Below are 15,111 nucleotides of genomic sequence, written 5' to 3'. Positions count from 1 at the left end.
TTTTGGCATTAAACAATAAACACAAATATAAACCAAAAATATCAGAGCATTCTATGATTTGTACGGAAAGTATTTCAAGAGGAAACAGTTGTTAATAATGAAATTTTAAGAAATGAAAACCTTTTGAAACACTTGAAGAATAGATTGTTTTTTAGGTTTTGTGTAGAAAATTTTTTAAGATTTTGACCCCCTTTCTATTAAGCTTTTTTTAAGGAAATATTAAACATTCTGTTACGTAATGTTAATTCTATGTTACCATACTTCATTTTTACTAGATCTAATTTTACACCAAGTTTATAGCGAATAAAATATGAAGAAAAAAATCATCTGTGCTTTTGCTCTGTTATCATTCGGGTTTGCATTTTCACAGGAAACCAGCTCTAAGATTTTCGGAAGGTTAAAGGGAATCTCTTCCGAAGTTACAGTAAAGGTAGTACACATTCCTACCAACAGTACCTTTGAAACGAAAAGTAACAGCAAAGGGCAGTTCAGTTTAGATAATCTTCAGCCGGGAGGACCTTATAAAATTGAAATATCTGACGGATCACAGGTTATCTATGAAAATCCTAATCTGCAGCTTTCTTTAGGAAATAACGATTTGCCTGTAGTAGAAGTAGGCAGCAAAGAAAAAACAATTGATGAAGTAAAAATTACCTCCAAAAAGACGACCGCAAAATATGGAGTAGGGATCAGCCAGGCTGAAATTTCCGGTCTTCCCAATATCAACCGCGGAATTCAGGATGTTACCAAACTGGTTCCCCAGAGTGCTAACAACTCTTTCAACGGTACCAATTTCCGTTATAATAACGTAACAATTGATGGTTCTATCAATAACGATGCTATCGGTTTCAGTCCTTCATTAGGGGGACAGACTGGTACTTCAGGAATGCCGGGAAGCAGCACGCGTTCCAATTCTATAAGTCTGGATGCTATACAGGATGTGCAGGTGTATATTGCGCCTTATGACGTAAAATTAGGAAATTTCCTTGGGGGAAGTATTAATGCAGTGACCCGAAGCGGAAGTAATGATGTTACAGGATCCATCTATGCATACGGAAGAAATGCATCCATTACCGGTAGAAACAGAGTAGGGGATAATTCTAAAATGCCTAGCGATTTTGAAGATTTTATCTATGGAGGAAGAGTAGGATTGCCGATTGTAAGAGATAAGGTATTCCTGTTTACCAATCTGGAATACACTAAAAGAACAGATCCTGTATTTTATAATGCCAACGATCCGGGAGCATTGGTGAATGAACAGGTAGCTCAGCAGATTTCAGATTTTGTAAGAAATAAGTATGGATTCAATGTAGGAAGCTTTAACCAGTACAATAACTTCTCCGAAAGTTCTAAACTTTTTAATAAGTTAGACTGGAAGATTAATGATAAACATACATTATCCATTAAAAACAATACAGTATTTTCACAGGCATCCAACCTGGAGAGAGATGGAGCTAACTTCAGATTTTCCAGCATGGATTTCGTTCAGAAAAATACAGCGTCCACTACTACACTTGAGCTGAAAAGCCGTTTTAATGATAAATGGAGCAACAATTTGGTGGTGGGATATTCTTCCATTCATGACTACAGAGATCCTACTTCCGGGAACGCCATGTTTCCGCAGGTGGAAATTGCTTACAACGGAGGAACTATTCTTCTTGGAAACGACAGGGAGGCAACGGTTTTTAATATGAAGCAAAAAACCTTTGAAATTACAGATAACCTTACCTACAAAACAGGAAACCATACCTTCTTATTAGGAACCCACAATGAACTTTACAATATTGATTATGGTTTTGTGAATGCTTTAAACGGAAGGATTTCCTATAAAAACCTGACTGATTTTTATAATGGAACACCTGCAAGGATAAGAGGAACGTACCCTTTTAACGGAGATAGCAGACAAACTCTTTTTGATAATCCGTATGCTCAGTATAAGGTAAATCTCCTTTCCATGTATCTTCAGGATGAAATCAACTGGGGAAGAGTGAGACTTTCACCGGGAGTAAGAATAGATTATACAGACTTACCAAATAAACCGCAGTTGAGCCCATTGGTAACCAGCTCTCCTCAGGATCCGAATGCTGGAAATACTTACAGTTACACTCCTTTAAGCCAGCTTACCAACAACTATCTGAATAAACCTACGTTCTCTCCAAGACTTGGATTTACCATTGATCTTACAGAAAACAGATCTATGGTATTAAGAGGAGGATCGGGTATTTTTGTGGGAAGAATTCCTTTTGCCTGGTTAGGATATGCTTATTATAATGATGGAGTAGGTTTTGGAAGCTATGATTATAATGCACCAACACCAGCACAGCTTGCTGCCAACGGAGATCCATTGAACAGCGCCAATTTCCCGAAATGGCAAAACTCATCCAAAGTACAGGTAGACCTTGTTGATAACAACTTTAAAATGCCAAGAGTGTGGAGAAGCTCATTAGCTTTTGATTATACTTTAGCAGGATATAAATTAACTTTAGAAGGAATCTACACAAAAGTACTTTATGATCTGAAATTCCAGCAGGTGAACAAGACGGATAATGTGACGTATTACAGCTATGATACAAATCATGAAATGCCGATCTATACTACCAATATCAACAATAATTTCTCTAATGCCTATCTTTTATCCAATACAAAAGAAGGATACCGTTATAACCTGACGGCACAGCTTTCAAAATCGTATGATTTCGGATTTAATTTCTTTGTAGCTTATACTTACGGAGATGCTAAAGATATTACCAACGGTATCAGAAACTCCATGGAAAGTAACTGGCAGATGAACCAATCTCTGACACCTAATGATCCGAAATTGACTACTTCCAACTTCGCCATCAAAAACAGAGTGGTCGCTAACCTTGGATATGCCTTTAATATTTCAGATATGAACAGGTTATACACCAACGTGTATTTCAATGCACAGTCCGGAAATCCTTTTTCTTGGGGATTTGTAAACAGTACAATTGCCAACACAGGACAGGCTGCAGGGCTTGCTTATATCTTTAAAGATGCTGCAGAAGCTTCCAAATATATCGTTCCTATAAAAGATGCTGCAGGAAACGTCGTGGTAACTGCTCAGCAACAGATTGCAGACTACGAAAACTTTGTCAACAGTAACGATTATCTGAAATCCAGACGAGGTAAATTCACGGAAAGAAACGGAGATGTTACTCCATGGAATATCCAGGCGGATATCAGGATCATGGATGAAATCAAGCTGAGTAAGAAATCTAAAAATAATATACAAATCTCTTTGAGCATCATCAATTTTACCAACCTGTTGAACAAAGACTGGGGTAAGGTCTATTTTGTACCTAATACTTTCAATTCTACTGCAAGTGTGGGATTAACTAAGGTTGGAAATATTGCAACAGGACAGCCGTCTGCCGGAGATCCTACTTACAATTTCAAAACTCCGGGACTGCCATATACTATTGATCAGTTTGCATCAAGATTTCAGGCTCAGCTGGGAGTTCGATATAATTTTTAATAACGCTTTTACATTTTACTTCATATCATTCTTTTTCAAAGGTCCGGAAAGAAAATCCGGACCTTTTTTGCAGCATGTAACATTAAAAAGATCTTCATTGTTTTGAAGATCTTTTCATAATTTATTTTACTCCTTGTGTAATCATTCTGTTTGAAATGACAGGATAAATACAACCCGAAGTTTTTAAACTAACAGTAATAGTGGCTGGAACAGACCGGTAAGCAGTATCACCATAGGGTTCAATAATTTTACCATTTGAATCTTTTACTGTCTTTCCTTTTACACTATAAGTCATTGTAGCTGTTCCTGTAAACCCGCTTGAAGGATTGAAAGTGACAATGCCTGTTGATTTGTTGTAGGTCCATGTACCAGCAGCAGTTACTTTTTTACGGTATAGCGTAAGATCGGTATCACTGGTTTTTGCAAAACTGAATGTTGAATAATCAATATTAGTATTGCTTCCGGTAGGTGGAGTCGTAATGCTGATTGGGCCTTTGTAGGCTATATCATTATTAAAAACCGGGATATTAACTGCTTGAAGCTTACATGTAGAAGCTGCATCATCATTTGTTACTGCCGAATAAGGAAGTGTTAATTTAACATTTCGGATAATATGTTGCTGAAAGGCAGCTCCTGTAGAGGCCGCAAAACCTAGCTTTAGAAAGGTAGGAATCGTTGCATCAAGAGTTTGAGGAGTTGCTGCTCCTTCCGTATCTGAAGTATTAAAATCAGTCGTCTGAGGATTAGCATTCTCAGTATAAGGTACTGAGGTTTTATAATGATAATAATTAATAATATTAACAGGTGTTCCGCTTTGTGCAGTCTGAATATCCACTTTTATATCAAATCCGTCTGTTGCGGTAGTGCTTATGAAATGGGGAATCAGGTCAAGATATACTTTTCTGAATTCTCCGGCATTGTTTCTGAGATCAAATACTGAAGAAAGAGTGTTGGAAGTAGTCAGATAGCTTCTGTCAGTTTGTAATACCCTGCCTACAGTTCCCGTATTGCTTAAAGTAGATCTTGTAATCAGAACAGGATATCCGGTAAAGCCATCTCCTAATCCTGTTGTATTAATTGCAGCGCCTTTTGCTCCCCTTAAAGTGACATGGCTTGTTGGTTGTGACCATGTTACTCCGGCAATTCCGTTTATCCTGGATTCACCCTGAAAACGTTTTGATTTAAAATTTCCAAACTCATCCAAAGCAATACCCAGATAAGCGGATGATAAACCTGCTTTTCTCTGGCTGGCGTAGGTATTCTGTGTCCTGTTATACGAATATCCAAGGCCTGCTCCCGGGGCTCCAATTGCAGGACTTGTCACCGCTCCATCATACAGGAAAAAAGATAAACCGTCTCCGTAAGTACCACTTAAGGGGGTTCCGTTTTTCATGTCATATTCGAATTCAACATGAAGCCCGTTTACGGAAGTGAAAGTTCTTCCATTGATAAATAGACCACCAAACTGCCCTGAACTTGCAGGAGTAAGCTGTACACCGGTAGAAGTATGTGAAGCGTTTCCCTGTATCATAAGTTCAGAGGCTGAAGAAGCATTCATCAGCGAACTGGAATAGGAATAAAACCCATATATACTTGCCACTTCAGTACTGTCTGTCTGCGCATACATAAAGTTGGTAAGCAGTACAAAAATCAGGCTCATCCATGGCAGCCTTTTAATATTCTTTTTCATGGCTGCTTATTTTACAACAAATACAATGTTGATGAAAGAGGCTGAAGTAGCATTTGATAAAACATCATAATTCAATACACCTGTGCTGCTTATGCTGTTTATTTTAAAAACAGAAGTATCATAGCCTGTTACATAATAGTATAAATCTGTTGCATTAGGAAAAAAGGGTATCGAAGCCGGAGCAGATGCACTTCTTGCATTAGCCGGGACATTCGAAAACTGATTTTTATATAAAGTGTACAGATCTTTCGTTTGGCCCGTTGAAGTTGTAGTTGTGTCAAAAACTACGCTGGGCATGTAGAAAAATTTAGCTACATATGGAGAAAGGCATACCCAATCTGGGGTTGCAGGAGTTCCTACATTTTGGCTGATACATTTTTTGTTGGTGTCAAAAATAACAAGTCCTGTAGCCGGATTGGTAATAGTGGCTGGATTACTGATTCTCGGGAGAAGTACCCCTTTGGAAGTGCTTGTAACATCTAAAACTGAGCTCTGATCAGGTGCTGACGTGTTTATACCTACCTGTGCAAATGAAGTAATACTAAATAGAAATAGTATTAAGGCAATAACTTTATTCATTTCGAAATAATTTTTTTGTGTTTATTTTATAGCAATTTTTGTCAATAGCAATTAGCTATTTACTTTTTATTTGTGTTATAAGTAATGTGATTTTGAAAGATTTGTGTTTATTTAATATTCACTTTATTGTGAATTATATGTGTTCTATTTATTTTTCTCCTTTGTTTTGTGTTTTTTAACAATAACGTTTGGTTATTCATTTAAATAAATCATAAACTTAAATTGATTATAAAACGTTTGATTGTTAAGGTTATTTTTATCAAAAAACTATTTTATTTAGTTTATTTTCAACAAATGTATATAAAATAACTTCACAATAATAATGAAAAGTCAATGATATAGGGACTTGATTCACAGTGTAGGGAGTGAAGGCGTATTATTTTCAGTATTAATGAATGATTAACGGGAAATAGATTTTTTTAGTCCAAATGTTAAATTTTTGTTAAATTTTAATTATAATAAAAAAACACGCTAAAAAAGCGTGTTTCCTATAGAGAAGTTTATTATTTGTGAATTCTATGCCTCACAGCTTGAACATGATACGAAGTTAACCATCATTTCTTTTGAAACAGATGAACTTCTTTGGTAGTAAAGTGTTTTTACTCCTTTTTTCCAAGCTTCAATATAAAGATAGTTTACATCTTTTACAGGCATTGTAGAAGGAATCTGAAGATTCAGAGACTGTGCCTGATCAATGTATTGCTGTCTTTGGGCAGCCTGAGAAATAATCTCCATTGGAGAAATTTCTTTGAACGTTTTGAATACTGCCTTTTCTTCAGGAGTAAGCTCGTTCAAATGCTGTACGGATCCATGGTTGAGCATAATCGTTCTCCATGTCTCTTCATTATCCAGCCCTTTTTCCTTTAATAGTTTTGCCAGGTATTTGTTCTTACGCATAAAGTTTCCTTTGGCAAGACCTGCTTTATAATAGTTAGAAGAGAAAGGCTCAATTCCGGGAGAAGTCTGCCCTAAGATGGCAGAACTTGAAGTAGTAGGAGCAATAGCCATTGTAGTGGTATTTCTTAATCCGTATCCTTTCAATACTTCCGGTTCTCCATAGATATTGGCAAGTTCTCTTGAAGCCTGCTCAGCCTGCTCTTTAATATGTCTGAATGCTCTCGCGTTGAACTGAGTTGCCTCAAAGCTTTCAAACGGAATCATGTTTTTCTGTAAATAAGAATGATATCCTAAAACACCTAATCCCAGAGCTCTGTGGCGCATAGCGAAGTTTCTTGCTCCCTGTAGGTAGTAGTTACCTTCAGTTTTATCAATAAACTCGGATAATACAGCATCAAGGAAGTATACTGCTAATTTTACGGCATCTGTATCTTTCCACTCATCGTATAATTCTAAGTTCATGGAAGACAGACAGCAGATGAAAGACTCTTCCATTGTAGAAGGAAGCATGATTTCAGAACAAAGGTTACTTGCGTTTACCGTCATTCCTAAATCTTTATACACCTGAGGTTTGTTTCTGTTCACATTATCTGTGAAGAAAATATACGGAAGACCTTTTTGCTGACGGCTTTCCAATACTCTTGCCCAAACTTTACGTTTTTCCATATCACCGTCAATCATGTCCTGCATCCAGTAATCCGGTACACATACTCCGGTAAACAGGTTCTGAATAGGGCTACCAATATCTTTAATGGATAAAAATTCTTCAATATCTCCGTGGTCAATATCTAAATACGCAGCAAAAGCACCTCTTCTTACGCCTCCCTGAGAAACAACATCCATAGCTGTATCAAAAAGCTTCATGAATGAAACGGCTCCTGAAGACTTTCCGTTATCCGTTACCGCTGTTCCTCTGTTTCTCAATTCCCCGAAATATCCTGAAGTACCTCCTCCGATTTTGGTCTGCATGATAACTTCACCCATTTTGTGAGTAATTCCCTCAATGCTGTCCGGAATGTGAGCGTTGAAACATGAGATAGGAAGACCTCTCTCTGTACCCATATTAGCCCATACAGGAGAAGAGAAACTGATCCATCCTTTTGTGATCATCTCTTTGAATGCCGGTTGAAGTTCTGGTTTATATAACCTTTTTGCAGCGGCAGTGGTAATTCTGTCGATAGCTCCGTCTACCGTTTCACCTTTCAACAGATATCCTCTGTTCAGCATTTGCTCAGACTCTTCATTGAGCCACCATATATTTGAATTTTGTTCTTCCATAGATGTTATATTTTCGAATTCCGGAATGAGAGAATCACTCCGGAATTTTGTTTTTTTATAATATTGATTGTAAAATTTCTACTTTGTGGGAACCGTTCAGCCCGCTTTCGTCTCTTAATCTCTGAAATTCTTTAAAAGACGGAACATTCAAAACTTCATGCTGAACTTCTTCATTAACGTAGTTTGAATAATGGACAAAAGTAACACCATCTTCCTTTACAAAAACTTTATATTCAAAGGTGGAAGGATCTAAATTTTTAAAATCTTCCAGGAATTTTTGGATATTGGTTTTATTGTTTGGAACAAATTCGGGGTTTACCGTATAGGTTACTATTACATTGATCATTTTTTGTACTTGTGCTTTATTAATGAACAGCAATTCCACTTATGAATCAGAAAGGAATTAATCCTGATACTGACTGCTTTGACGCTCGCTTCGCTCGCGCCTCCGTATTAAAACAAATCGTTTGCCGTAATACTTTTATCGTGCTTCGTGTAATCTACAGGTCTTTTTGCAAAGAAATCATCTAATGAATTGGCGAAAACTTCCTCTTCGAACCATACCATTGGTTTGTATTGCTCCGGAGTGATGTTATATCTTGTTTTCATGTTGATTTTCTTCAGACTGTCATCTACACGGTATTTCATGAAGTTTAATAAATCTTCTTTAGAAACATTGTCGATTTCTCCCAATTCGAAGATCCAGCTAAGGATATCACCTTCTCTCGCGATAGATTCGTCTACTAATGTGTAGATATCTTCAATATCGCTGTCTGTTAATAAGTCAGGCTGTTCTTCACGGATTTTGTTGATCAGGTAGATTCCTGCATTGGCGTGAATTTGTTCATCTACGGAAGTCCATGCGATGATATTGGAAACATTTTTCATGAATCCTTTGAATCTTGTGAAAGAAAGGATGATGGCAAACTGCGAGAAAAGAGAAACATTTTCTACTAAAATACTGAATAACAGTAAAGCAGAAACATACTCTTTAGGAGTAGCCGAATTAGCATGTTTTAAAGCATTTCCTAAGAACTCAATTCTTCCTTTTACAGCAGGAATTTCGATCACGTTAAGGAATTCGTCGTTATATCCTAATACCTCTAATAAACGGGAATATGCTTCAGAATGACGGAACTCGCATTCTGCAAAAGTAGATCCTAATCCATTGAATTCCGGTTTTGGTAGGTGGTTGTATAAATTCCCCCAGAATGTCTTTACAGACACCTCGATCTGTGCAATGGCTAACAGCGCATTTTTCACAGCATGCTTTTCATGTGGTTCCAACTGCGAATGAAAATCCTGAACATCTGCAGTAAAGTCCACTTCGGAATGTACCCAGAACGATTTGTTGATGGCTTCTACAAATTGAAGAACCTCCGGGTATTCAAATGGCTTATAACTTACTCTTTTATCAAAAATTCCCATATTAAATATCTTTATAATTAAATAATTTAGATCCCTGTGGATAACGTTCCTGAAATACTTAACTTTTTGTTTTTCTGTGAGTTGTGAATTAAAGTTATTCACTTCCGCAAATCCATATTTCTTGTAAAGAACTAATAGCAAAGTTCGAAAAAAAGAACTGATTTTGAAAGAGGTAAATACTAATCGGCTGACTTTTAGCCTGAAAAGTTTTCCACATTTACATGAAACAGGCTCGAATAATAGGCTACACCGCAATCTAGGGGGTAAATAGATGGAAAACCGAAGTTACGGTTAAACAAAATTTTGTAAAGTGCTATGAATAAAGGTTTAAAATATTAAACAAAAAAATATTTGAATAAATTTTTATTCTTGTAACAATTTGAAAATATCATCTACTTATTGGGTATAAAACATACATCACTTAATGTTAGTAATTCAGGATTTAAATAAGTCATACGATACAGGAAAAAGCAAGCTTCATGTTCTCAAAGGAATTAATCTGAATATTTCTGAAGGGGAGTTTGTTTCTATTATGGGAAGTTCCGGTTCCGGAAAATCTACGCTTCTTAATATTATTGGGATTCTGGATGAAAAAGATTCAGGAACCTATGAATTGGATGGTGTTCCTATTGAACATTTATCTGAAATAAAAGCTGCAGAATACAGAAGTAGATTTTTAGGATTTATTTTCCAGTCTTTTAACCTTATCAATTATAAAACAGCTTTGGAAAATGTAGCTCTTCCTCTGTACTATCAGAATGTACCGAGAAAAGAACGAAATCTGAAAGCTATGGAATATCTGGAGAAAGTAGGACTTGCACAATGGGCCAATCACCTTCCCAGTGAGCTTTCCGGAGGACAGAAACAGAGAGTAGCTATTGCAAGAGCTTTGATTACCAATCCAAAAGTGGTACTGGCAGATGAGCCTACCGGAGCATTGGACTCCAAAACCACTCATGATATTATGAAACTGCTTCAGGATATTAATAATGAGGGAAAAACAATCATTGTTGTAACCCACGAACCGGATGTTGCTGCACAAACCAAAAGGAATGTAATACTGAAGGACGGGATTATTGAAAGTGATGAGTTTATTAAGCAGATTGTGTTATAGGAATTTGATAATTTGAAAATAAGATAATTTGAAAATTTTACTGATTTTGTTTTTAATCTTTAAATTTTTCAATCTTTAAATACCCATAAAAAATGTTTGACCTAGATCGTTGGCAGGAAATATTCAGTTCTATCCGGAGCAATGTGCTCAGGACGGTACTTTCAGGGTTTACAGTAGCCTTGGGACTGTTTATTTTTATTGTACTTTTTGGAATTGGAAAAGGACTTCAGAATGCTTTCTCCGAAGGATTCTCAGGCGATGCCAAAAACCTGATTACCATTGTTACAGGGAAAACCACAATAGCTTATAAAGGACTGCAGTCTGACAGAACGGTTACGTTGAATAACGGCGATTATGATTTCCTTATTAATGCAGATAAAAAGAATGTAGGCGCTTCCAGCCCCAGATATAATGCCAGCTTAATGGTAAAATATGGAAAAGAAAGCGGGATTTATCAGGTTCACGGAGCTGAACCCGGAGAGCAGGTTATTGAAAACCGAAAGATGATTGACGGCAGATATATCACTCCCCGAGATTTAGAAGGAAAGCAAAATGTGGCGGTTATCGGAAGAATGGTTCAGAGGGATTTGATTAAAAACGGAAGTCCTGTAGGAAAAGAATTAGACATTAACGGGTCTATATTTAAGATAATAGGTGTTTTTTCGGATGATGGCGGAGACTGGGATGAAAGACATATCACAGTACCTATTACGACTTTGCAGCAGATGAAAAAAGGCTCAGATACGGTGAATATTGCTTACATTTCATACAGTGATAAGCTGACTCCGGAGCAGGCCATCAAATATGGGGATGAGCTGAAAGATAAATTGAAATCGAGAAAAAATGTATCTCCTGATGATGAAAACGGAGTGCGTGTCTGGAACAATGCGAAGAACATGAATGATACCTTTATATTTATGGCAGTTCTTACAGCCATTGTAGGATTTATTGGTCTGGGAACATTGCTTGCGGGAATCATTGGGATCAGTAACATCATGGTGTACATTGTAAAAGAAAGAACCAAAGAGATTGGGGTACGAAAAGCCATCGGAGCAAAGCCAAGTGGAATTGTAGGACTGATTGTTCAGGAAAGTGTTGTCATTACAGTAGTATCTGGGCTTGTTGGTGTAGGCATAGGTGTTTTGACATTAAATCTTATCGGGAACAGTCTTGAAGAGTTTTTCATTAAAAGCCCAAGCGTAGGATGGGGGTCTATTATTATGGCATTCATTGCTTTGATTTTCTCAGGATTGATCGCAGGATTTGTACCTGCATACAGAGCTTCAAGAATTAAACCGATCGAAGCATTGAGAACAGAGTAATTGGTGAAAAAAGATAAACGAATTAGCAGAACTCATAATTCATAATTTATAACTAATAATTCAATAAGGTGAATATCATATTTAAAAAAGATACTTGGCAGGAAATTTATTATTCATTGAGGAATAATAAACTCCGAACATTTCTTACCATGATTGGAGTAGGATGGGGGATGTTTTTGTATGTAAGCCTTCTTGGAGCAGCAAAAGGAATGGAAAATGGTTTTGATAAATTATTTTCAGGATTTGCTACCAATTCCATCTTTCTGTGGGCACAGAAGACATCCATTCCGTATGAAGGATTTCCTAAGGGAAGAGACGTTCATCTGAACTTAACTGATATGGAAATGCTGAAAAGAAAAGTAACCGCCATAGATTATATATCCCCTCAAAATGCAAGAGGAAGCTTCACCGGAACCCCCGGAGAAGCCATGTCCAGAAACGGAAAGAACGGAACCTATTCGCTTACCGGAGATTACTCTGTAGGAAATAAAATTTCGGAAAAGAAACTAATCTTCGGACGTTACATCAACGATGCCGATGTTTCAGGAAATAAAAATGTAGTAGTAATAGGAGAAGAAATTTATAAAAACTTCTTTGATGCCAAGAAAAAAGAAAACCCAATAGGAAAATCGGTCAATATTAAAGGACTGTTCTTTAATGTAATCGGAGTTTTCCGGGTGAAAAAAGGAGGTGGATTTGAAAATGACCAAACAGCTTTTATTCCTCTTTCTACATACACGAAAATGTATAATGCTGGGGATCAGATTGACATGTTTGCTATCGTAAGTAAGCCTAATGCCAATGTGAATTCCGTAGAAGAAGATGTAAAACAGGTGTTGAAAACAAAAAATAAGGTTTCACCGGAAGATACCAACGCATTTGGAAGTTTCAACCTAGGAAAAGAATTTAAAAAACTGACAGGTTTCCTTACGGGAATGCAGTTGTTAACCATCATTGTAGGTACACTAACCATCCTTGCAGGAGTTATTGCCATTTCGAATATCCTTTTGATTACAGTAAAAGAAAGAACCAAAGAAATTGGGATCAGAAGAGCATTAGGGGCGAAACCAGCTGAGGTAAGAAATCAGATTTTGTTGGAAAGTGTTGTAATCACGCTCTCCTCGGGATTACTGGGGTTCATGTTTGGAATTTTTGTATTGATGATTCTGAATGCCGTTACCCAGGGGCAGGATTCATTTCCTTTCTATAACCCGACGGTTAATTATGGGAATGTATTTGCTGCGATGGCTGTAATGGTAATTTTAGGGCTGGTAATCGGGATGATCCCTGCGCAGAGAGCCGTAAAGATCAGACCTATTGAAGCATTAAGAACAGAATAATTAATTTTCACATCATTCAATCTATTTAATAAAAAATAAACTATACATATGAAAAAGAAATTCACCTGGAAAAAAGCCGTTTATATAGTGTTGGGGCTTTTATTTGCAGTGGCATTGTTCTCAGGGCTTGGCTATCTTATCAAATCAAACTCCAAAGAAAGTGAGGCTTTCCTTACCCGTAAACCTACAGTCCAGAATATGGATGATAAGGTAATGGCTACAGGAAAAATTGTTCCAAAAGAAGAAATTGAAATCAAACCCAATATTGCGGGGATTATAGATAAAATCTTAGTAAAAGAAGGAGATAAAGTAGAAGTGGGGCAGCTGATTGCTACTGTAAAAATTGTTCCGAGCATCTCTGAAGTAAACGCAGCTCAGCAGGAAGTTCAGAATGCCCAGATCCAGATCAGCAATGCACAGATGAATGTAGGAAATATGCAGAAGCAGTTTGAAATGCAGGATAAGCTGTACAAGCAGGGAGTAGCTTCAAAACAGGAATATTTGAACTCTCAGCAGCAGTTGTATTCTCAGCAGCAGACTTTGAAAAATGCTCAGCAACAGTTGAATACCGCTCAAAAAAGATTACAGATCGCCAAAACCGGAGCAACTCCTGAACTTAAAGGACAAGGTTTGGCAACTACCGAAATCCGTTCCAAAGCTTCAGGTACCGTATTGGAAGTTCCCGTAAAAGCAGGAAGTCAGGTAATTGAAGCCAATAACTTTAACGCAGGAACTACCATTTGTTCAGTGGCAGATTTGAATGTTCTGATCTTTAAAGGTGAAATTGATGAAGCGCAAGCCGGAAAGCTAAGCGAAGGGATGGATATGAATATCGTAATTGGTGCATTACAAAACAAAACTTTCCCCGGAAAACTAACCATGATCGCGCCTAAAGGGAAAGATAATGCAGGAACTATTAAATTTCCGGTAGAAGGTAATGTAAGTAATCCTAATAATGAGTATATTAGAGCAGGTTTTTCTGCAAACGGTGAAATTGTTTTAAGTTCTAAGAAAAATGCATTATTGTTGGATGAATCTTTGGTTCAATATGAAAAGAAACAAGGAAAAGACGTTCCTTTCGTAGAAGCAAAACAAAAAGATGGAAAATTCAAAAAAGTTTATGTGAAACTGGGAGCAAGTGACGGAATCAACGTTGAAATACTTCCGGGATCCAATATTACAAACGACACTGAAATTAAAGTGTGGAACCCATCTGATAAAGACAAAGAAGAGCTTAAAGAAAAAGCAGATAAAAAATAATAAACTACACTATACACTTTTAAACTGTGAATCCTGGAGGAATTTTTTTCTCCGGGATTCTTTTTTTATACTAAAACCTTTTGAAAGAGTAAATTCCTATATTTGAATCATATAAATTCATGAAAAATGTGCAGGTACGCTGTGAAAACTTATAAATCACATTATGTTTGTTTTAAATGCAGAAAATCATTTAAACAGCCGGATGCCTATGATATTATACAAAGGATAGAAAAAGAAAAGGTATACCATGGTTCTAATGGAAAGACAGTTGTCAAAATAGGACATGTTTTCACAAAAGCGCAAACAAAAGAATTACAAAAAATTGTTTCAGAAATTGAAAATAGGACTATAAAATGTCCTGAGTGCACCAGTGTGATGGCTGATCTTGGGAAAGATTTCAAGGCTCCCAAAAAAACAGCAGTCAAAGAATGGAAAATTATAGAAGGTCTTTTTAAAACAGGAAAATGTTTTCATAGCTGTGGCTGTGATGGAATAGGATATATTCCTAAAAATCCTAAAGACTACGAAACATATCTGAATGATATTTTGAAAACTTATCAGGAATATTTAGCTGCCTGTCAGAAGACTCCTATAGAAGAATGTCCTGAGAAAATTGAAGAAATTAAGTATTGGTCTGGTAATATTCAGAAAATTAAAAATGAAATTATTGATAACAGGTTTGAAATAATGTAAGTGTAACAAAAATG

Annotated in this window: 11 protein-coding genes; 6 read left to right on the top strand and 5 right to left on the bottom strand. The window is 36.7% G+C overall.

The annotated features are described in order from the left end of the window. The first annotated feature begins 310 nt into the window (after positions 1-310). Positions 311-3,496, top strand: coding sequence for a TonB-dependent receptor (locus CLU97_RS15685; RefSeq protein WP_121488765.1), 3,186 nt, complete (start codon positions 311-313; stop codon positions 3,494-3,496). Positions 3,497-3,617: 121 nt separating this feature from the next. Here the strand turns inward: CLU97_RS15685 and CLU97_RS15680 are convergent, their stop codons facing one another. The 5 genes from CLU97_RS15680 to CLU97_RS15660 all read right to left on the bottom strand — a co-directional run bounded on the left by CLU97_RS15680 (position 3,618) and on the right by CLU97_RS15660 (position 9,368). Next, entirely contained in the window at positions 3,618-5,186 is a 1,569-nt protein-coding gene (locus CLU97_RS15680) for a hypothetical protein (protein ID WP_121488764.1), read from the bottom strand. A gap of 6 nt (positions 5,187-5,192) precedes the next feature. Then, a complete protein-coding gene (locus CLU97_RS15675) occupies positions 5,193-5,765 on the bottom strand; it encodes a hypothetical protein (RefSeq protein ID WP_121488763.1) in 573 nt (190 codons plus the stop codon). Between the two features lie 516 nt (positions 5,766-6,281). Continuing rightward, positions 6,282-7,940 (bottom strand): ribonucleoside-diphosphate reductase subunit alpha, encoded by a 1,659-nt coding sequence (locus CLU97_RS15670; RefSeq protein WP_047378798.1) that lies wholly within the window; start codon positions 7,938-7,940, stop codon positions 6,282-6,284. Positions 7,941-7,995: 55 nt separating this feature from the next. Then, positions 7,996-8,286, bottom strand: a complete 291-nt coding sequence (locus CLU97_RS15665; protein ID WP_121488762.1) for a hypothetical protein — start codon at positions 8,284-8,286, stop codon at positions 7,996-7,998. Positions 8,287-8,393: 107 nt separating this feature from the next. Then, the gene (locus CLU97_RS15660; protein ID WP_047378790.1) at positions 8,394-9,368 is read right to left on the bottom strand and encodes a ribonucleotide-diphosphate reductase subunit beta; all 975 of its coding nucleotides are present in this window, start codon (positions 9,366-9,368) and stop codon (positions 8,394-8,396) included. 424 nt (positions 9,369-9,792) lie between these two features. Between CLU97_RS15660 and CLU97_RS15655 the strand changes: the two genes are divergently transcribed. The 5 genes from CLU97_RS15655 (at position 9,793) to CLU97_RS15635 (ending at position 15,097) form a co-directional block, all read left to right on the top strand. Next, a complete protein-coding gene (locus CLU97_RS15655) occupies positions 9,793-10,482 on the top strand; it encodes an ABC transporter ATP-binding protein (RefSeq protein ID WP_121488761.1) in 690 nt (229 codons plus the stop codon). A 92-nt stretch (positions 10,483-10,574) separates the two neighbouring features. Further along, complete coding sequence (locus CLU97_RS15650) at positions 10,575-11,804, top strand: ABC transporter permease (RefSeq protein ID WP_121488760.1); 1,230 nt, start codon at positions 10,575-10,577, stop codon at positions 11,802-11,804. Between the two features lie 68 nt (positions 11,805-11,872). Next, a complete protein-coding gene (locus tag CLU97_RS15645) occupies positions 11,873-13,144 on the top strand; it encodes an ABC transporter permease (protein ID WP_121488759.1) in 1,272 nt (423 codons plus the stop codon). A gap of 48 nt (positions 13,145-13,192) precedes the next feature. Next, positions 13,193-14,404 carry an efflux RND transporter periplasmic adaptor subunit gene (locus CLU97_RS15640; RefSeq protein ID WP_183084586.1) on the top strand — a complete coding sequence of 404 codons (1,212 nt, stop codon included), beginning with the start codon at positions 13,193-13,195 and terminating at the stop codon, positions 14,402-14,404. 141 nt (positions 14,405-14,545) lie between these two features. Continuing rightward, positions 14,546-15,097, top strand: a complete 552-nt coding sequence (locus CLU97_RS15635) for a hypothetical protein (RefSeq protein WP_147436495.1) — start codon at positions 14,546-14,548, stop codon at positions 15,095-15,097. Positions 15,098-15,111 lie beyond the last annotated feature (14 nt).

The organism is Chryseobacterium sp. 7, assembly GCF_003663845.1.
GTDB lineage: Bacteria > Bacteroidota > Bacteroidia > Flavobacteriales > Weeksellaceae > Chryseobacterium.
This window is presented reverse-complemented; position numbering and strand designations above follow the sequence as displayed.